Annotated in this window: 16 protein-coding genes; 2 read left to right on the forward strand and 14 right to left on the reverse strand. The window is 37.2% G+C overall.

Going from position 1 to position 18,699, the window contains the following annotated elements; genetic code table 11:
- Positions 1 to 96: 96 nt before the first annotated feature.
- Complete coding sequence (locus ACH8JV_RS03070; protein ID WP_001984446.1) at positions 97 to 219, forward strand: hypothetical protein; 123 nt, start codon at positions 97 to 99, stop codon at positions 217 to 219.
- Between the two features lie 62 nt (positions 220 to 281).
- Here the strand turns inward: ACH8JV_RS03070 and ACH8JV_RS03075 are convergent, their stop codons facing one another.
- The 11 genes from ACH8JV_RS03075 to ACH8JV_RS03125 all read right to left on the reverse strand — a co-directional run bounded on the left by ACH8JV_RS03075 (position 282) and on the right by ACH8JV_RS03125 (position 12,993).
- A complete protein-coding gene (locus ACH8JV_RS03075; RefSeq protein ID WP_004883258.1) occupies positions 282 to 1,043 on the reverse strand; it encodes a ThiF family adenylyltransferase in 762 nt (253 codons plus the stop codon).
- Positions 1,044 to 1,371: 328 nt separating this feature from the next.
- Positions 1,372 to 4,128, reverse strand: a complete 2,757-nt coding sequence (gene acnA / locus ACH8JV_RS03080) for an aconitate hydratase AcnA (protein WP_396519675.1) — start codon at positions 4,126 to 4,128, stop codon at positions 1,372 to 1,374.
- A gap of 124 nt (positions 4,129 to 4,252) precedes the next feature.
- The gene (locus ACH8JV_RS03085; RefSeq protein WP_396519677.1) at positions 4,253 to 5,065 is read right to left on the reverse strand and encodes a TatD family hydrolase; all 813 of its coding nucleotides are present in this window, start codon (positions 5,063 to 5,065) and stop codon (positions 4,253 to 4,255) included.
- Entirely contained in the window at positions 5,065 to 6,006 is a 942-nt protein-coding gene (locus ACH8JV_RS03090; RefSeq protein WP_396520006.1) for an RsiV family protein, read from the reverse strand. Before ACH8JV_RS03090 ends, ACH8JV_RS03085 begins: the two co-directional genes overlap by 1 nt.
- An 87-nt stretch (positions 6,007 to 6,093) precedes the next feature.
- Complete coding sequence (locus ACH8JV_RS03095) at positions 6,094 to 6,936, reverse strand: hypothetical protein (protein WP_396519679.1); 843 nt, start codon at positions 6,934 to 6,936, stop codon at positions 6,094 to 6,096.
- A 69-nt stretch (positions 6,937 to 7,005) separates the two neighbouring features.
- On the reverse strand, positions 7,006 to 8,598 hold the full coding sequence (locus ACH8JV_RS03100; RefSeq protein WP_263612928.1) for a peptide chain release factor 3: 1,593 nt from the start codon (positions 8,596 to 8,598) through the stop codon (positions 7,006 to 7,008).
- A gap of 609 nt (positions 8,599 to 9,207) precedes the next feature.
- Positions 9,208 to 9,564, reverse strand: a complete 357-nt coding sequence (locus ACH8JV_RS03105) for a roadblock/LC7 domain-containing protein (RefSeq protein ID WP_396464159.1) — start codon at positions 9,562 to 9,564, stop codon at positions 9,208 to 9,210.
- Between the two features lie 58 nt (positions 9,565 to 9,622).
- Positions 9,623 to 10,552 (reverse strand): hypothetical protein, encoded by a 930-nt coding sequence (locus tag ACH8JV_RS03110; RefSeq protein ID WP_396519681.1) that lies wholly within the window; start codon positions 10,550 to 10,552, stop codon positions 9,623 to 9,625.
- Between the two features lie 31 nt (positions 10,553 to 10,583).
- Positions 10,584 to 10,982 carry a roadblock/LC7 domain-containing protein gene (locus tag ACH8JV_RS03115; RefSeq protein WP_396464321.1) on the reverse strand — a complete coding sequence of 133 codons (399 nt, stop codon included), beginning with the start codon at positions 10,980 to 10,982 and terminating at the stop codon, positions 10,584 to 10,586.
- A gap of 30 nt (positions 10,983 to 11,012) precedes the next feature.
- Complete coding sequence (locus tag ACH8JV_RS03120) at positions 11,013 to 11,540, reverse strand: GTP-binding protein (RefSeq protein WP_396519683.1); 528 nt, start codon at positions 11,538 to 11,540, stop codon at positions 11,013 to 11,015.
- A 589-nt stretch (positions 11,541 to 12,129) separates the two neighbouring features.
- Positions 12,130 to 12,993 carry a hypothetical protein gene (locus tag ACH8JV_RS03125; RefSeq protein ID WP_396519685.1) on the reverse strand — a complete coding sequence of 288 codons (864 nt, stop codon included), beginning with the start codon at positions 12,991 to 12,993 and terminating at the stop codon, positions 12,130 to 12,132.
- Between the two features lie 330 nt (positions 12,994 to 13,323).
- On the opposite strand from ACH8JV_RS03125, the gene ACH8JV_RS03130 reads away from it, so the two are divergent.
- Complete coding sequence (locus tag ACH8JV_RS03130) at positions 13,324 to 13,896, forward strand: TetR/AcrR family transcriptional regulator (protein WP_396519687.1); 573 nt, start codon at positions 13,324 to 13,326, stop codon at positions 13,894 to 13,896.
- Between the two features lie 223 nt (positions 13,897 to 14,119).
- On the opposite strand, the gene ACH8JV_RS03135 is transcribed toward ACH8JV_RS03130, so the two are convergent.
- From ACH8JV_RS03135 to ilvC, 3 genes are all read right to left on the reverse strand, one after another.
- Positions 14,120 to 14,683, reverse strand: a complete 564-nt coding sequence (locus tag ACH8JV_RS03135; protein ID WP_396519689.1) for a TetR/AcrR family transcriptional regulator — start codon at positions 14,681 to 14,683, stop codon at positions 14,120 to 14,122.
- Positions 14,684 to 15,289: 606 nt separating this feature from the next.
- Entirely contained in the window at positions 15,290 to 17,344 is a 2,055-nt protein-coding gene (locus ACH8JV_RS03140) for an EAL domain-containing protein (protein ID WP_396462486.1), read from the reverse strand.
- Positions 17,345 to 17,671: 327 nt separating this feature from the next.
- The gene (gene ilvC / locus ACH8JV_RS03145) at positions 17,672 to 18,688 is read right to left on the reverse strand and encodes a ketol-acid reductoisomerase (RefSeq protein ID WP_263612923.1); all 1,017 of its coding nucleotides are present in this window, start codon (positions 18,686 to 18,688) and stop codon (positions 17,672 to 17,674) included.
- Positions 18,689 to 18,699 lie beyond the last annotated feature (11 nt).

The raw sequence follows: 18,699 nt of genomic DNA on the forward strand, positions 1-18,699 counted from the left end.
TCAAAATTAGATCATTTGGTCTATTTTCTATATTAGATTAGATGAATAACCTTGACTAGAATTTTAATCAAGACCATTCACTTGATTGAATTCTTCATGAAGTATTTAAAAGGTTTCGCAATATGCACCATCGTTATTTTAATTTTATGGTGCTTTAAATTTTATGATCAGCAATTACCCACACAGCCCAAACAAGACAACATAGAGCTATATGATTAAATAGTTTTTCCCAAAACAAAAGGCATGCACTCACATAAGCGCATGCCTTTTCAATATTTAAATTAGGCTTTCTTTAAATCGAGTTTTTTCAAAACTTCGGCTACAGCAATCATGGCAAAGCTTGAAGTCACCACCACCGCTGAACCATAGCCACCACAGCGCAACCCAGCCGATGGGCAGACATCTGCACTAGAAAATGGGTTGTCGATAGAATAAATGCAGGTAATGCCAAATTTCTCTTTTGGCTTTTTACAGATGCCGCGAGCACGAAGTTGACTACGTAGCTTCGCTAACATTGGGTCTTGTTCTGTTTTTGATAAATCAGCCACACGGATTTTAAGTGGATCGAGCTTACCACCTGCTCCGCCCGACACAATTAAAGGAATTTTATTAAAACGACAATGAAGCATTAAAGCCAGTTTTGCCTTAACGTCATCGATGCAGTCCAAAACAATGTCTGGTACAGGGTTTAAAAGCTCTGTGACATTTTCAGGTGTTAAGAAGTCATCAATAATATTAACTTTAATACGCGGATTAATTTGGCGACAACGTTCCGCCATAATTTCAACTTTTTCACAGCCCAGAGTTGATGTCATTGCAGGTAGCTGACGGTTCACATTTGATGCTGCAACTACATCCATATCGACTAGTGTGATCTCGCCAATACCTGTACGTGCTAAAGCTTCTACCGCCCAACTGCCGACACCACCAATACCAATCACCATCACATGACTTTTTTCATAGTGCTGGAACGATGAATCACCATAAATTTTGGCTACACCTGCAAAACGGCGGTCATATTCATCTTGTTGGAGATCGGTCATTGCTACTCTTTGAAGGGATATAAAACACGGGGAGTATTTTACTGCTTTTCAAAACCAAATTGCTACTTGGCACTAGCCAGCTATCTGATTGGTACCAAAGCCATTCACAGCCTGTCGAGCATCGACAAGATACTGTTTTTGCAAAACGTAAGATGCTAATTAATATTGAACAGGTTCTGTGAATGGCAATGGTTTTGCCTACTTTTGCCGAAACAAAAGTAGGGTTATGAGCTACTGCTATTAGAATTTTTTACGGGAGGACCCCGTCGTGATAATTCTCCAAATACCAACCAATAAAATATTGATTGGTATTAATCTCAAGAAAACATTAACCAGCAATCAAATTCCGCAGTACATAATGCAAAATACCACCCGCTTTAAAGTACTCAACCTCATTTAACGTATCAATTCGGCATAACACATTAAAGTGGCTGGCTACCCCATTTGGCCCTTTCACATCAACTTCAAGAATTTCATGAGGCTGAATACCATCCGATAAACCACGAATCGAGATAACCTCATGACCGGTTAAGTTGAGCGACTGCCTAGTTTGTCCATCAACAAACTGGAGTGGCAACACGCCCATACCCACCAAGTTTGAACGGTGAATACGCTCAAAACTTTCAGCAATGACAGCTTTAACACCTAACAAGTTCGTACCTTTGGCAGCCCAGTCACGTGAAGAACCTGTTCCGTATTCTTTACCAGCAATAATAATAAGCGGTGTATGCTCTTGTTGGTAACGCATTGCGGCATCATAAATAGCAAGCTTCTCACCACTTGGCACATGTATGGTATTACCCCCTTCTTCACCGCCGAGCATTTCGTTTTTAATACGAATATTGGCAAACGTGCCTCGCATCATGACTTCATGATTACCACGTCGTGAACCATAAGAGTTGAAGTCTTTTGGCTCAACACCTTGCTCTTGTAAATAGCGGCCTGCCGGACTGTCTTTTTTGATATTACCGGCCGGTGAAATATGGTCGGTTGTTACCGAGTCACCAAGCACTGCCAAAATACGCGCCTGTTCAATATTTTTAATTGGTTTTGGTGGTTCACCAATGCCTTCAAAGAACGGCGGATGGCGGATATAAGTCGAGTCATTAGCCCATTCGTAAGTTTTACTTTTTGGAATCTGAATCGATTGCCAGCTTTCATCACCATCAAACACCGCAGCATATTCTTTGTGGAACATATCGGTATTTACTTTTTGTAAGACGGCATCAATTTCTGCCTGACTTGGCCAGATATCTTTTAAGTAAATAGGCTGCCCGTCTTTACCTTGCCCGATTGGTTGAGTTGTTAAATCGGTACGAATATTCCCAACTAAACCATAAGCAACCACAAGTGGTGGTGATGCAAGCCAGTTGGTTTTAACCAATGGATGTACGCGCCCTTCAAAGTTACGGTTACCAGAGAGTACAGATGCCACGTTTAAATCATGACACTGAATGGCTTCTTCAATAGGTTCTGGTAAAGGACCCGAGTTACCAATACACGTGGTACAACCATAACCAACCAAGTTATAGCCTAACTCATCTAAATACGGAGTAAGTCCAGCAGCCAATAAATAGTCGGTCACGACTTTAGAACCAGGCGCAAGTGAACTTTTTACCCAAGGTTTGCGCTGCAAACCTTTTTCAATGGCTTTTTTAGCAAGTAAACCTGCCGCCAACATTACGCTTGGGTTAGAAGTATTGGTACATGAAGTAATCGCTGAAATAACAACATCGCCATGATTTAACGGATATTCCTGTCCTTCAATCACACAAGATGGGCTTTCATGCTGAATATTGGCTTTGGCCGCTTCTACAGCCGTACCACCACCACCTTCATTTTCTAAACGCTCTTTAGCTTCTTTAGCTGGTTTAAGCGTTAATTCCATGAGTGCATTAAACGTTTTAGGTACTTCTGACAAAAGCACACGGTCTTGAGGGCGTTTTGGACCTGCCAAACTTGCCTGAACCGTACTCATATCTAAACTTAAAGTGTCTGTGAAAACAGGTTCATCACCTGCATTTCGCCATAAGCCTTGTGCTTTGCTATATGCTTCAACCAGTGCAATACGGTCATTTTGACGGCCTGTTAGCTTCAAATAACCTAAAGTCACTTCATCAATTGGGAAGAAACCGCACGTTGCACCGTATTCAGGTGCCATATTGGCAATGGTCGCACGGTCAGCAAGTGGTAAATCGGCTAAACCATCGCCATAGAACTCGACAAATTTACCCACTACGCCTTTTTGGCGAAGCATTTGAGTAATGGTGAGTACCAAGTCTGTTGCCGTAATCCCTTCTTGTAATTTGCCTGTGAGTTTAAAACCAATCACCTCAGGAATGAGCATAGAAATAGGTTGGCCTAACATGGCAGCTTCTGCTTCAATACCACCCACACCCCAACCCAATACACCTAAACCATTAATCATGGTGGTATGTGAGTCTGTACCGACCAATGTGTCAGGAAAAGCAAAAGTTTGCCCGTTGTCTTCACCTAGCCATACTGCTTGAGCTAAATACTCTAAATTGACCTGATGGCAAATACCGGTACCTGGTGGCACAACACTAAAGTTATTAAATGCAGATTGTCCCCAACGCAAAAATTGATATCGCTCGCCATTACGCTGCATTTCAATTTGAACGTTTTCCTCAAAAGCCTGATCATCGGCAAAATAGTCCACCATCACAGAGTGGTCAATGACTAAGTCTACAGGTGATAACGGATTAATTTTTTCAGGGTCGCCGCCCGCTTGTGCCATTGCAGCACGCATTGCAGCTAAGTCAACGACCGCAGGAACACCGGTAAAATCTTGCATTAAAACCCGTGCAGGTCGATATTGAATTTCCTGATCTGAGCTACGGGTTTTTAGCCACTCTGCTAAAGCATGAATGTGTTCCGTTTTAACACTGTGTTGATCTTCAAACCGTAATAAGTTTTCCAACAGTACTTTTAATGATTTCGGCAGTTTGGCAATGTCACCTAGCTTTTTCTCGGCTTGGGTTAAGCTAAAAATCTGATAATTGCTGGAACCTACTGTTAGCGTCTGTAGAGCATTAAAACTATTGATATTGCTATACTTAGCCATTGGGTTATCCTCCCATGTCTGGCAATGTTATTTTTCACGTTTTTACATGTTGTTTTCTTACTTTAAGCTTCTTTTTTCATCACTGTGTTTTGTTTTAGTTACTATTTCTAATCTTTGATTTTTATTACGATAATTTCAAAGCAGATAGAGAGTTTTTCCAAAGTTTTTCAGCTAAATCTGACTCAGCCATATTTAAATTTTCGGCCAAACTTTGTAATACATAAGGTAAGTTCACAGGCGTATTTCGGGTATGCTGCTCAGTAGAGGTTTGGCAGCAAAGCGGTGTCATATCTGGGCAGTCCGTTTCAATCACTAAATGCTCCGCCCCTATGGCCTGCACAACCGTATGAAGCTTTTTCGCATTTGGGTTGGTAATTTGTCCTGTTATACCAATTTTAAAACCGAGCTTAATCAGGCCTTTTGCCTCTTCTACTCCACCGCTAAAGGCATGAGCAATGCCGCCCAATTTAAACTTATGCGCTTTTAATAATGCAAGCACATCCCCGTGTGCTTTTCGGATATGAAGCAGCACTGGTTTTTGGTATTGGGTTGCTAGTTCTAACTGGTCAGCAAAATATTGTTTTTGCTTGGCATATACATCGGGCTGCTTATGCTCTTTCAGAAAAGTATCTAAGCCAATTTCACCGACTGCCACGCAGTCTTCTTGCTGTAAAATTTGTTCAAGATGAGAAAGATGCTCTGGCCTGTGTTGTTCAATATAAAACGGATGCAACCCCGGCGCTAAATAAGAAGTGGGTACATTATCCCACTGCTTGAGCTGATGATGGGTGTGGACCAACTCATTAAAACGTGACTGTAAAAAGCCAATTAACACCAAAGCATCTACACCCACTTTTTTAGCCTCGAGTGCTAACTGTTGCCGATCTTCATCAAAATCGGCAACATCAAAATGGGTATGGGTATCAAACAAATGCATTAGCTAGCACTTTTTGCAGCTGGTGCCGAAGCAGGTTTAGCCTTAGGCTGTGGCAAATATTCTTCTTTCAACACATCTTGTAATTGGTCATACGGAATGACTAAACGAGGCAACCCAACAACATAAGGCCCAATTTCATATTCACCATATTGAAGAATCAAGCCCTGATCACCGAGCAAGAAGTTTTCGGTGAGTTTAAATGGCCAAGCTTGTTCATATTCACTCACACTATTGGCAAGTTTTGAGTCAGTCACCCAAGCTTTAAACGCCTCATGTGCTAACTTTTCTAAAGCCGCTTTTTTCTCTGGACGCAGCAAGTTTTCAAGTTTGACCTGCTTTTCCTCTTTTAAATCAAAATTGTAATAGTGTTGTGCAGCCGAACCATGCGCCCCACCCAAATAGCTACTACTGTTAACCACAACAGTTACGACTTTACCTTGCGACTGTATGATTTTAGGCTTCATTAAAAGGTTAATTTGATGATTACTACTTAACTCTTTTAGTTCCTTGTCTAAACCAATAAATGAGTTGGCATAGCGTTGAACCTGAGCATCGAAACTATCTGGTTGATCTGTAGCGACAACTGCTGAAGCCTCTGTCTTTTTATCGACTTTTGCTGCTTTTGCATCTGGTTCTGCAATCTCAAGAATCTGGCCGAGTGCTTTTAAAACTTGTTGGTCAATAATCTTATCAATAAACGGATAGTTACTTTGCAAGCGCTCTACAGTAAATTCAGGACAAGTTTTACCACTACAGTCAGGTAAAACCACCTTACTTTGCACTGTTTCCCCTTTTAAAGTCAGCTCCACAGGCTTTTGCTCAACCACTGCTGGTTTTTGCTGATCTTTCGACTCTTTAGGATCACTTTTAGGCTGACATGCCACTAAAAATAGTGCAGAAGCAAGTAGCGTTAAACGTAGCGAGGCCTTAGAAGTTAACATCATATTTTGCCTTTATTCTGAGAAGATTATGCATAACTCATATGAAGTTAGCGCATCTATAAGTAGGTTGCAAATTCTGCTACCAACTTAAAACATTTGTTCATAAACCTCAGGTTGTAATATTTTTTTAGTTTGCTCTGTTGTTAAATAAATATCGAGCTGAGGGGCATCTTTCGTAATCTGATTTGCCTGATAGTGCAGACCTACACCCTCACCATCAAAGAACCAGTCTGCTTGTCCCCAATACAAAGTTTTTGGTGCGTCTTTTTTGACGTCAGCACTTTGTTTTTTCAGCCAGTCCTGATAAGCCGTTTGCACGATTTGATGCACAGTGGTTTGTTGGTCTTTTTGAAGTACATCAAGCAAAGTTAAGCTTTTATGCAATTTACGATCAGCCACGAAAAAGTAATAACGATCTTTTATCGTGACTTCTTCTTGTTTGCTGTCTAACCCTAACTGCAATAGCACATATTGATTGCGCTGCGAAGCAATACGCGTATGAATGTGTAATTCGTAGGCACGGTTTTTAGAATATTTCTCTTGCCATTCGTCCGACTTTTTAACATAAGCATCTACTGCTTGTTGCAAGCTCAAATCTTTTTTTAAATCAATTTGAGTCTGTATAACTTTCGCCTGACTTTTTTCAATCCAGCTATTTAGCCAAGTGTCTTGGGTTTTTATGGTTTGAATATCGACATCAATACAGTTTTTCTTTTCACAAAAAGGAACTGCATAATTTGCCTTGGTTTCAGTCAAGTTTAAATAAGGTAAAACCTCTGCTTTCTCAGTAGGATGCTCTTGAGCAGAAACCGGATTTTTTTGAGAAGATGATGAGGAATGAGTGCTTTTCCAAACAAATGCAGAAATAGCAGAAATTAGTGCTATGACTGCAACTACAAGCGCAATAATGGCCTTTTTACTCAAGTTCATTTCATCATCCTTTCTTATTTTTCAAAACAAAACAGCTTCTATTCGAAGCTGTTTGTCACATTTAAGTGCTTAGTGTTCACGTGTGTTACGGAACTGAATATCAGGCCAACGTTCTTGCATAATCTGCAAGTTTACTCGGCTTGGAGCAAGATACGTTAAGTGACCGCCACCATCAATTGAAAGCTGGTCGTGTGCTTTTTTCTTGAACTCATTAAGAATCTTGTCATCATCACAATGAATCCAACGCACCGTATTTACACTTACTGGCTCGTAAACACAGTCAACTTTATATTCTTCTTTCAAACGATAAGCAACAACGTCAAACTGAAGCACACCAACTGCACCCACAATCAAATCATTGCTAATTTGTGGCATAAACACCTGAGTTGCACCTTCTTCAGACAACTCTTTCAAACCTTTTTGCAACTGTTTTGACTTTAATGGATCTTTCAAACGTACACGACGGAACATTTCTGGCGCGAAGTGTGGAATACCAGTGAAGTGCAGGTTTTCACCGCTAGTGAAAGTATCACCAATCTGGATTGTACCGTGGTTGTGCAAACCAATAATATCGCCCGGCCATGCTTCTTCTAAATGCTCACGCTCACCAGCCAAGAAAGTCAACGCATCACTAATGCGGACTTCTTTACCAATACGCACGTGATTCATTTTCAAGCCTTTCTCGTACTTACCAGAACAAATACGCATGAAGGCAATACGGTCACGGTGTTTAGGGTCCATGTTGGCTTGAATTTTAAATACAAAACCAGAGAAACCTTCTTCTTTCGCTTCAACCACACGCTCTTGCGTTGGGTGAGCTTTAGGTTCAGGTGCCCAGTTCATAAATGCATCTAGAACGTGGTCGACACCAAAGTTACCTAATGCTGTACCAAATAGAACAGGCGTTTGTTTACCTTGTAAGAAAAGCTCGCGGTCTAATGGCTCATTTGCCATTTGTACTAGCTCAAGCGACTCTTCAAAAGAAGCCCAAGCCAACTCGCCTACTTTGTCACGAATATCGGCATGATCATAACCATCACGCACTTCAATATCGGTAATGGTTGAACCAAAACCTGCTTTGTACACATACAATTTATTTTCAAGAATATTGTATACACCAGCAAAGTCACGACCCATACCAAGTGGCCATGTAATCGGTACACAACGAATATTTAAAACGTTTTCAATTTCGTCTAACAACTCAAGTGGTTCACGAATTTCGCGGTCCATTTTGTTAACGAAAGAAATAATTGGTGTGTCACGCATACGACACACTTCCATCAATTTGATGGTACGTTCTTCGACACCTTTTGCACCGTCAATCACCATAAGTGCAGAGTCAACCGCGGTAAGCGTACGATACGTATCTTCCGAGAAGTCTTCGTGCCCCGGTGTATCGAGTAAGTTAATCGTGTGACCTTTATATGGGAACTGCATAACAGACGTGGTAATCGAAATACCACGTTCTTTTTCCATTTCCATCCAGTCAGATGTAGCTGCACGGTCAGATTTACGGCTTTTTACCATCCCTGCAACCTGAATCGCTTTACCCCATAACAACAGTTTTTCTGTCATGGTGGTTTTACCGGCATCGGGGTGGGAAATAATAGCAAATGTGCGTCGTTGAGCGACCTGTGCCGCTAACTCATCTTTAAAACTCATGAAATACACCTACTGCGGAGATTGCAGTGCCGAAGATCTAAAGTCGATCAAAATAAAAAATTGGCGTAATTGTAGCAGATTTATAAAGTGTTTCATCGACTTTGTGGACAAGTCTGGAGTTGTCCACATATTTCAAAACTAGAAGTCACTACTAAGTAGATTATGTTCACGACTTCTAGAATTTTTCACATTAAAGTCTATGAAACTTCTCTTCTGGTTCAGAGCTACTGCGTCAACATATTTAAATGAATTGAGCGGTATAGATGGATGGAAAAACAGTTATCACATACTGATAACGCTAAAACAAAAGCAACTTATTGCATCAAATCAGAGGGATTGAGAATTAAGATAAGAAATAATGTTGCTGCAAGGGCTATTTACTGATTTTACCTACAAACAAATTGGGCATAGAGATTTCATTCTAATCTTTTAACAAAAAAGACCATTCAGTTGTTTTGAAACAAGACTACGAAGAAGAAAGATATCAGTATCTAAATAAAGGGGAAATAATTTGTAAAATTGAATGCATAATTTTTTCATAAAGAATGAACAGTTTGTTAAACATGTTCATTCTTTTGTTTTACAATTTTAAACTAATGCTTTTTTGAATTAAGAAAAATCTAATTCTTTTTCAAAAGCACGTAGTTCATGTCGTGACATTGCAAGGTTTGCTTTACTACGTTCTAAAACAATATATAAGAATAATGCTGGATTATCACTTAATGGACGAAGTAAATGATATTGTTTGTCTAAAGTAATGAGAATGTCTTCGATATTGTCATTTAGATTTAACGTTTTAGCTACTTTTTGCTTAGCACGATAAACTTCTGTATTTCCTGCTGCTGCAAGTTCAATATCAAGACCATTCCCCACAGTCGATAATGCTAAACCACTTTCACTATCAACTAATGCCCCAGCAACAAAACCATCAATAGCTGATAGTTTATCAAGCTCTAAACGTGCCATAAATTACTCCAATTGTATAAAAAGGCAAAATGCCAAATAATAGATGTATTAACATCTTTTATATTCCAAGTTTTCTTCTTAACTTTCCTAGAAAACTTGAGAATACCCCCGAAGAGTTTTGATAAGTTTGAACAGTTTCTATTTTAAATTTAGCTTGGGCAGAAGGTATGCTTTCACTCATTCTCAATAACTGTGTCATTAAAATAAATTTTTTAACTTGTGTTGAAGTATATTCAGAATTTTGAACAACATATTCAACCTCTGCACCTTTTGAGAAAAAGGCTGATATTTTTAATAATTTTTTTCTATTTGAAAAACCATTAACTTGAGGCCATTCATTAAGAATATAACATTGTTTATCTTGAATATTAGATAACTCTAAAATCTCAGTAGACTGATAAAGAACCTGCCATAACCAAACTTTCAAATCAAATAAAACAAAAGATTTTAAGAGTTCATTAACTAGAGAACTTTTAGCATAGCTTTGTTTAATTTGATGATTAAAAATAATATGGTCTCGTTCAGGATCAACAAAAACACGTTCAGTACGCGCATCAATAATTGCAATATTACCTATATGATCATATAGGCGAATAAAACCATTTCTTTCTGTAAATATTTCATCAAAAGATAAGGTTGCTTCATGGTTTAAAGTAATCTGATAATTTTTTTTATCAACTAACCAAGATAATAAATCATTGGATTTTAAAAATGGATAGTAGAGTATACCATTATTAATCATTCCTGATTTTTCAGGAGAATTTACTAATCTTAGATATTTAATATGTTTATGTGTAGAAATAATATTCTGAATAATCTGAGAATGGAAGAAAGCATCATTGATGAAAATAAAATCTAACTCAGGATGAGCCAAAGTTGTCCATTCCAAAAGGGTTCCCTGAGGAAAAGCATTTTGGATCGCTGATTTTAGTTGATCTGAGGTATCAGAATTTAAACCAAAAATCGTGAGGTAGAGAGTATTTTTCATATAAAAATGATGATTTCACATAAATAAAATTTTAATACTGATGTAAATGTGCAATTACTTTTTTAAGTTCATGCAGGATTTCACCAAGGAGAACATTTTTATCTGTAATCACAACAAGTACTGAAGGAAACTTGTCATGAGGGACAATACTCAGAAAAGCTTTTCCTGTTTCTGTATCTAAAGTAATTGTTTGACAATTTACTAAATGAATTTCAGAGATAAATGCTGAAATAAGTGCCATGATAGAACTACTCACCGCCGCAATTTTTCCAGTATTACTCCAATTTTTTTTACTTGCAGTGGTAATCTCAAATCCATCAGTAGTACAGAGCATACAAAGGTTTATATGCTTTGTTTGATGCAGTAGTGCAGAAACAACATTCTTTGAAAATTGTTTAAATTCGTCTGTTTGATTGTCTATAACAGTCATTGATTCCATAATTAACCTCTAGAAGATAATTTAATTAACTTCAATATTGGTAATCAATGTTTCAGTTAATAGCAAAATATCATTTTTTATACGAGCATCAACAGCATATAATGGATAATGATGTTCGTATATTTTCATATAATCACGATAGATTTTTAATTGTAGATTCGAATCCTGATCAAGATGCGTAATACCAATAACCATATGAACATCATATTTTTTAAAAGCATCAATATAATATTTTAAATGGTTTAGACGATCAGGATTTGAATGGTCAATTAAGATAATAACACCTAGTGCCCCCTGACAAATAATTTCCCACATGAAATTAAAACGCTCTTGTCCAGGAGTCCCATATAAACCAACAATTGTATTATCTTCTAATATCACCTCTCCATAATCAATTCCCACAGTAGTGAGTAATTTATTATGTGTTTGATGATCCGTATTTAAAGCTTCAGTGGATAAAACTGGAATATCGGATAAGCTTTTAATTGCCGACGTTTTTCCAGCCCCTATTGTTCCACCGAAAACTATTTTATAGCGTTGTAAAATCATATTATACAACCCAAAATAAACCTCCATATTATTTAGAAGATTTAAAACCAACCAGTAAATATTTAATTAAGGTTAAAGGTTTTATTATTATAGTGTCAATAGATGCATATTTTTGAATATGAGTTTAAACAGGAGTAAATAATAAGTTTTATAAATATTTTTATTGGCTTTTTTAAATTGGTGACATTTTTTACTTACCAAATGGTAAAACTTTCCTTAGTAGTCTTAGGGAAAAAGAATGTTTTCCTATAAAATGTGACAATTAATGTCACTATTTTCTATCTAAAAAACTAATAAGATGAGGAAGTAAAAAAATATTATCTAATCGTTGTTTTTTCCATCAAAATGTGTGATTGGTTCACATATTGGCTATAATAAGGTAGTAGTTCACACCATTAGCTGAACTAAAAGATATGGATCAAATACATCATAAGAATATTTCCCTGCAATAAATAATGCTCCTAAGACTGTTATTGGCATTCTTAATGCTCTAGCATTTCACTTGTTGAAACCCTAAAGAACTCATGGCTTTCACCATTAAAAAAGCCTGTTCAATATAAACAGGCTTTTTATGAATAAACTTAGACGCTTATGCCAGTTTCTTTTCTTCAATAAATTGAATATCGGCAATTTGTGCGTCCCAAAACTCAGTCCACAATGCACAATACTCAAGACATACTTTGGTCAAGCTTTCATAATCATCTTTGGTAATGGCTTGTGCTAATGCAAACCACAAGTCATCTTGATGGTCATCATCGGCAGCTTCTGCCGTTTCATCTGTTGAAACGCCATGTACGTGGTAATAACCACCACCCTCAACATCAATATTTATAAACTTGGTTGCTTGTCGTAATGGTGGACTAAACAGAATGACTTCTTCTTCTGCCACAGCCAATAAAGCCACGACATTGATATAGCTATCATAAGAATCTTCTAAGAATGTTCTCACCTGATCTGCAATTTTTGAAGGTTTATAATTACGACGGTCAGCCTCAGTCAAACCATAGTCATTTAATAAGTCTTCATATAATGGATAATGTGCATATTCAGGGTTCCCTAAATAATAATTATCTTTACCTAAACCCGGTCTAAAACCGAATTCATCCAATATATTTAAGCTTAATAACACCCGTGGAAACATTTTAGCGCCCGAGTGAAGCTTTGGTTCCAATTGCTTTGTGAGAAACTGTGCTTTTAACAAAGCATCAGTAAAAATTTGTACGATGGCATGACGGTATTCTAAATGAATACGTGTCAAGGTTTGTTTATCAAGATAACCGTTATTTAATATTTCAATGGCTGGATGATGACTTACTGGCAAATGTGCAATTCTATTCCTTAAATGTTTGAGAAACTGTAAGTTTTCTTCCCACTGTTGGGCAGAAATACTGTTTTTCATACCTTGTAATGCTTTTTGTCTTGGATTATCAAAGTCTTCAAATTTTTTTGACATAATCATTCTCTATAAAAAGTTTTTCTTATAGTTAAGCTAAGGGCCATCCCTCTATTTCCATTTCGCACTCAGTCGCTAAAAGGATAAATTCCGTATACCCATACTTAACGAATCGATATTATGTTCATTATCTCAACAAATCAATGGATTAATTAATATTATTTAAAAAAGTAAACTATTGCCAATAAAATACATATATTGTTATCTTTTAAAATATACCAAACTATTGAATAAATATGGTTTTTTAAATATCATAAAATAAGTTTTATTTAAGCTTTCATACTTTACAATAGCAAAGTTAATCAAAAAATATCTATGACGGGGCAACCAATGTCAAAAAGAGAAACGATTATAACAACAGCAATGACCCTTTTTAATCAGAAAAGTTATACCTCTATTGGGGTAGATAAAATTATTGCTGAGTCCAATGTTGCAAAAATGACTTTCTATAAGTACTTCTCTTCTAAGGAAGTTTTAATTGAAGAGTGTCTTCAACGAAGAATTGTAGAGGTTCAAGCCTCCCTATTAGAAAAGGTTAATAGTACCCATGACCCGTTAAACAAACTTAAAAGTGTTTTTAACTGGTATATGGACTGGATTAACACTGAAGATTTTAATGGTTGCTTATTTAAGAAAGCGACTATAGAAGTTTTACAGATGTATCCATCTATAAAAACTCAAGTAAATGAATATAGACACTGGATTTTCAATTTAGTGATGTCTATATTTTTAGATTTAGAAATTGAAGACCCTAAAGTCTTAAGTAGTCTTTTTCTTAACATTATAGATGGGCTTATTATTGATGGCACCATTAATAAGCCTGAAATTAACGCTGAAGAAACATGGTCTTATATAAATAAGCTGATTGAGCTTGAAACAAGACAAAGTTATGCAGCCGCTTAAATAACTTTAAGTTATTTTTTGTAAACTGCATTAACAAATCTTTTTTAACGATTGATAGGTTTTTTTTAAAACTCTCTTATTCAATTAGGCTTATTGCTTCTTGTTAATCTTATAAATTAAGCCGATATGTTTAAACACATAACGGCTTTTTTTAAATAATCTCAATATTTAAAAATATTGATTAATAAAACTATAAGATTAAAAAAGTATTTATTTAAATTAATTAATCACTCATAAATATACTCTTTAAAATATACACCAGTAACATATCTCGTGTATCTCCCCTGTTTACATCGAGTAATTGCATAATCGCCCCATCCATGACAAACAAAAACATATAAGCATCTTGTTGGGTGGCTTCTTTCTTTAGGGTTAAAAGCAAATTACAGATTTCGTTAATGAGCCAATGCCTATACTGCACCACCACTTGATAAGCTGTCGGGTAGATTTTTTCAATTTCAAAAATAGCTCTAAATAATAAGTAATAGTTGCCATTTAAATTGGCATGTAAAAAGAAAATCTTCTTGAGCTTTTCACGTAAGGCTAAATCTTTTTGTATGTAAATGATTGAGTGTACTTGCTCTTTTAAGGCATCTTTTTGAAAGTTTAGGCACATTTCAACCAACCGCTGTTTAGAGTGGAAATAGTTATAAAATGAGGCTTTCGGGACCTCTGCCTCTCTCACAAGGCGGTCGACGCCGACGTTGTGAAAGCCATGTTGACTAAAAAGGTAGCGACACTTATGCAACGCACTTAACGCGCGAAATGAGAGATCTGAATATGGCATATATGTACCGTTATAAAATAATTTCTTGTTGTGTCTAAATGAGAGAAAACGGCTGCAACTTTTGCTTTAGGCAAAAAAAGCATGCAAAGGCCCCAAAGATGGCCCTAACGCATCTCAAGTTTTATTGTTCATATGATTTTTTAGTCGTGACGAACTAAAGTCTGAAAACTCAAAAGTAATCAAACCCTGTTAAAGACTAATCTGGTGGTATAAAAATAGTATGCATAGCCAACTCCTTATATTTGGAGTTCTGCCAAAGCATTAATTTAGAATTATGGTGGCTGAACGAAAGAGGGTTGACAGACTGGTACGACGCCAGCACACCCGAAGGTGTCCCTCTCCCGTCCTACCGCTACGGGAGGAGACGAGGAGCTTACACACAGAACTATCCCTCAGAAGGGAAAACTCTGATGCGGTCGTATGTGGTCTGTCAAAACCACCTGGCAATGTAGGCCAGCAGGCAAAGCATAATCTGAGAGTTTTAAAGTGTCAATGTGGAATTTATGCCAAGATTTTAAATTTCTTATTGTTTTTCATTAGATTAACTAAATTATTATTTTAGATATTATATAAACCAGTATTTTTTAATTTAACCCAAAGTTTAGATTAAACAAAATGAGCGCCTTGTGACTGAATCAGTTGCCCTACATTTACAGGCATACCCAACAAGTAACCTTGGAACTGCTGACAACCTAAACGCGTTAAAATTTCGACTTGCTGCTGAGTCTCCACCCCTTCGGCTGTTACGGTTAAACCTAGCTTTTTCGCCAAGTGAATAATACTTTCTAAAATAACTTCTTCTTTTGAGCCCGGTTTTAAATCGACAATAAAACCACGGTCAATTTTAAGTTCATCGACTGGTAAATCTTTTAAATATAAGAAGCTTGAGTGGCCTGTTCCAAAGTCATCAATTGCCACACGAATACCCATATCTCGCAATCGTTCACAAGCACGAATGCTTAAGTCGATATGCCGCATAGCTGTGGATTCGGTAATTTCAACAATAAGGTGATGCGGCTGAATTTGGTATTTTTTTAACAAGCCTTCGAGGGTACTAAAGAGCTTTTTATTTTCAAACTGTAAGGCCGATAAATTAACTGCAATTGGATAAAACTGAGTGTTGCTGCGTTCCCATTCCTGAATTTGCTGACAGGCTTGCTCAAGAGCCCAATATCCCATTGGAATAATTAAACCCGTCTTTTCTGCACCGCCAATAAACATATGTGGCGTGAGCATACCCAAAGTTGGGTGGTTCCAACGAATGAGTGCCTCTACCCCGCAAATCTCAAGGTTGGTATTAAACTTCGGTTGGTAATAGAGAACAAATTGTTTTTCATCGACTGCTTTATATAAATCATTGATCAGTTTTGACTGACTTCTTGTTTCTTGTTGATGGGTAGAATAACTAAAGACGGTGTAAGTATTGCGGCCCTGCTCTTTTGACATGAGCATCGCAGCGTCGGCATTCATCAGCAGGTCTTGAACATTCTGCCCATGTTCTGGAAACAGTGCGATACCAAGGCTTGCCGAAATATTAATTTCTTTACCAGAAATTTGGTAACTTTCTTGAATAAGCTGCAATACTTTTTCTGCTAAATGCACTGCTCCATCGATATCAGTATTTTCAGCTATTAATAAAAACTCATCCCCACCAATTCGAAGCAACTTACATTTTTCATTGAGTTGCCAATGTAAGCGATTGGCCATTTGTATAAGCAGTTGATCACCAATGTGGTGTCCAAACGCATCATTTACCGATTTAAACCGATCTAAATCGATATAGAGAAAAGCAATTTTTTGGTCTTTATAACGATGGTCTGAAAGAAGAACTTCTGCGTAATCAACTAAATAAAGTCTGTTTGGTAGCTTAGTTAAGTTATCTTGAATGGAGAGATTGGCGAGTTCTTTATTGGCTTTACGTAGTTCTAAATTTCGTTGATTTAGTCGCTGCTCCAGCACTGCAACAATAAAACTCGCGACCAGCACCAAACAAGTGACCAAAATAATGGTAAACAGCAGCAAGTCATGTTCAGCCTGATATTGGCTCACAAATTTATCGGTAATATTGGTCGCAATGAGTGCTGTATAGTGCATACCCATAATGCTTAAGGTCATCATGACTGCAAAAGCGAGTTTTAAACTCACCCGATTACGTTCGCTCTCTTTTAATTTATAGGCTAGCAAGAAAGCTAAACCCGACCCACTCATGGCAATTAAGACAGAAAATAAAATGAGAAATGACGTGTAATCTTTCTTATAAATATCAATATTCCAGCCCAACATACTTACATAGTACGAAGCGGAAATACCAATTCCCATAATGACTGAACTTAAAACCAACCTAAATAATGGTAGTGTAAAGCGAGTAGTGAGCCAAATTGAGATACATGAAAGTACAGCACTAATTCCAAAAGAAAGTACTACTAAAGAAATATTAGAGTAGGCTGTTTCAAATAAATGGTAAGCCTGCATGCCTACGATATGGACAATACTAATGGCTGCTGCGAGCAATAAACCATTCAGTAATAAAATAAGCGGTTCAACTTTTTTATAAGCTTGCTTAAATATTAACTGCTCCATGGAAATCACAATATAGCAGATAACGCCAGCCGCAATAAAAGAGCCGACGATCAATGTGCTATCGTAATCAACATGACCCATACTGGACTTCCATGATTATTCAATACTTTTTTTTATTTTGTTCAATTCATTGCACAAAATACAATTAAACACGTTAAAGAAAATTAGTAAATTCGACTTTTTTAGTCAGTTATAAACAATAACATTATCTAACATTTGGTCAAGCATTTTTTACTTTAGAAATCAATAAAGTAACCAAAAATTAAGCATCCAATTATATGAAAAATATAGAATTTCTTAAGTCTAGGTCAATTGACCTTAATGATGTTTTTTTAAGCTCAATTTAGAACAATTAAAATAAAAAACCCTGCATTTAGCAGGGTTTTTTTAAAACAATAGAAAAGAGTATTAGTTTTTCTCTTTGTCTACGATTTTGTTCGCTTGAATCCAAGGCATCATCGCACGTAACTTGTTACCAGTTACCTCAATACCGTGTGCAGCATTTTGACGGCGACGAGCTGTCATAGATGGGTAGTTCAACGCACCTTCTTGAATGAACATCTTCGCGTATTCACCAGATTGAATACGTTTTAATGCATTACGCATTGCTTCACGAGATTGTTCGTTAATTACTTCAGGACCAGTTACGTATTCACCGTACTCAGCGTTGTTAGAAACTGAGTAGTTCATGTCAGCGATACCGCCTTCGAACATCAAGTCAACGATTAACTTAAGTTCGTGTAAGCATTCGAAATAAGCCATTTCTGGTGCATAACCAGCTTCAACCAAAGTTTCGTAGCCCATTTTAACAAGTTCAACTGCACCACCACAAAGAACTGCTTGCTCACCGAATAAGTCAGTTTCAGTTTCTTCACGGAATGAAGTTTCGATAATACCTGTACGGCCACCACCTACGCCAGAAGCGTAAGAAAGCGCAACGTTACGTGCATTACCAGAAGCATCTTGGTGAATTGCAATTAGGTCAGGAACACCTGAACCACGTTGGAATTCTGAACGTACTGTGTGACCAGGAGCTTTAGGCGCAACCATGATTACGTCTAAGTCTTTACGTGGAACAACTTGGTTATATAGAACAGAGAAACCATGAGCAAATGCTAAAGTCGCGCCTTCTTTGATGTTTGGCTCAATCACATCACGGTAAAGTTGTGATTGGAATTCATCTGGAGTCAAAATCATTACGAGGTCAGCTTGCTTAACTGCTGCTGGAACTTCAGCAACTTTAAGACCAGCATTTTCAGCTTTCTTCCAAGAAGCTGAATCTGCACGTAAACCTACAGTTACGTCCACGCCTGAGTCTTTAAGGTTAAGTGCATGTGCATGACCTTGAGAACCGTAACCAATAATCGCTACTTTCTTGCCTTGGATGATTGATAAGTCACAGTCTTTATCGTAAAAAATTTGCATTTGTGTTCTCC

This window comes from Acinetobacter sp. ABJ_C5_2 (assembly GCF_044538485.1).
Classification (GTDB): domain Bacteria; phylum Pseudomonadota; class Gammaproteobacteria; order Pseudomonadales; family Moraxellaceae; genus Acinetobacter; species Acinetobacter nosocomialis_A.

Coding starts and splice junctions, on each gene's coding strand:
- ACH8JV_RS03070 (WP_001984446.1), top strand. CDS start 97: ATGAAGTATTTAAAAGGTTTCGCAATATGCACCATCGTTATTTTAATT.
- ACH8JV_RS03075 (WP_004883258.1), bottom strand. CDS start 1,043: ATGACCGATCTCCAACAAGATGAATATGACCGCCGTTTTGCAGGTGTA.
- acnA (WP_396519675.1), bottom strand. CDS start 4,128: ATGGCTAAGTATAGCAATATCAATAGTTTTAATGCTCTACAGACGCTA.
- ACH8JV_RS03085 (WP_396519677.1), bottom strand. CDS start 5,065: ATGCATTTGTTTGATACCCATACCCATTTTGATGTTGCCGATTTTGAT.
- ACH8JV_RS03090 (WP_396520006.1), bottom strand. CDS start 6,006: ATGTTAACTTCTAAGGCCTCGCTACGTTTAACGCTACTTGCTTCTGCA.
- ACH8JV_RS03095 (WP_396519679.1), bottom strand. CDS start 6,936: ATGAACTTGAGTAAAAAGGCCATTATTGCGCTTGTAGTTGCAGTCATA.
- ACH8JV_RS03100 (WP_263612928.1), bottom strand. CDS start 8,598: ATGAGTTTTAAAGATGAGTTAGCGGCACAGGTCGCTCAACGACGCACA.
- ACH8JV_RS03105 (WP_396464159.1), bottom strand. CDS start 9,564: ATGGCACGTTTAGAGCTTGATAAACTATCAGCTATTGATGGTTTTGTT.
- ACH8JV_RS03110 (WP_396519681.1), bottom strand. CDS start 10,552: ATGAAAAATACTCTCTACCTCACGATTTTTGGTTTAAATTCTGATACC.
- ACH8JV_RS03115 (WP_396464321.1), bottom strand. CDS start 10,982: ATGACTGTTATAGACAATCAAACAGACGAATTTAAACAATTTTCAAAG.
- ACH8JV_RS03120 (WP_396519683.1), bottom strand. CDS start 11,540: ATGATTTTACAACGCTATAAAATAGTTTTCGGTGGAACAATAGGGGCT.
- ACH8JV_RS03125 (WP_396519685.1), bottom strand. CDS start 12,993: ATGTCAAAAAAATTTGAAGACTTTGATAATCCAAGACAAAAAGCATTA.
- ACH8JV_RS03130 (WP_396519687.1), top strand. CDS start 13,324: ATGTCAAAAAGAGAAACGATTATAACAACAGCAATGACCCTTTTTAAT.
- ACH8JV_RS03135 (WP_396519689.1), bottom strand. CDS start 14,683: ATGCCATATTCAGATCTCTCATTTCGCGCGTTAAGTGCGTTGCATAAG.
- ACH8JV_RS03140 (WP_396462486.1), bottom strand. CDS start 17,344: ATGGGTCATGTTGATTACGATAGCACATTGATCGTCGGCTCTTTTATT.
- ilvC (WP_263612923.1), bottom strand. CDS start 18,688: ATGCAAATTTTTTACGATAAAGACTGTGACTTATCAATCATCCAAGGC.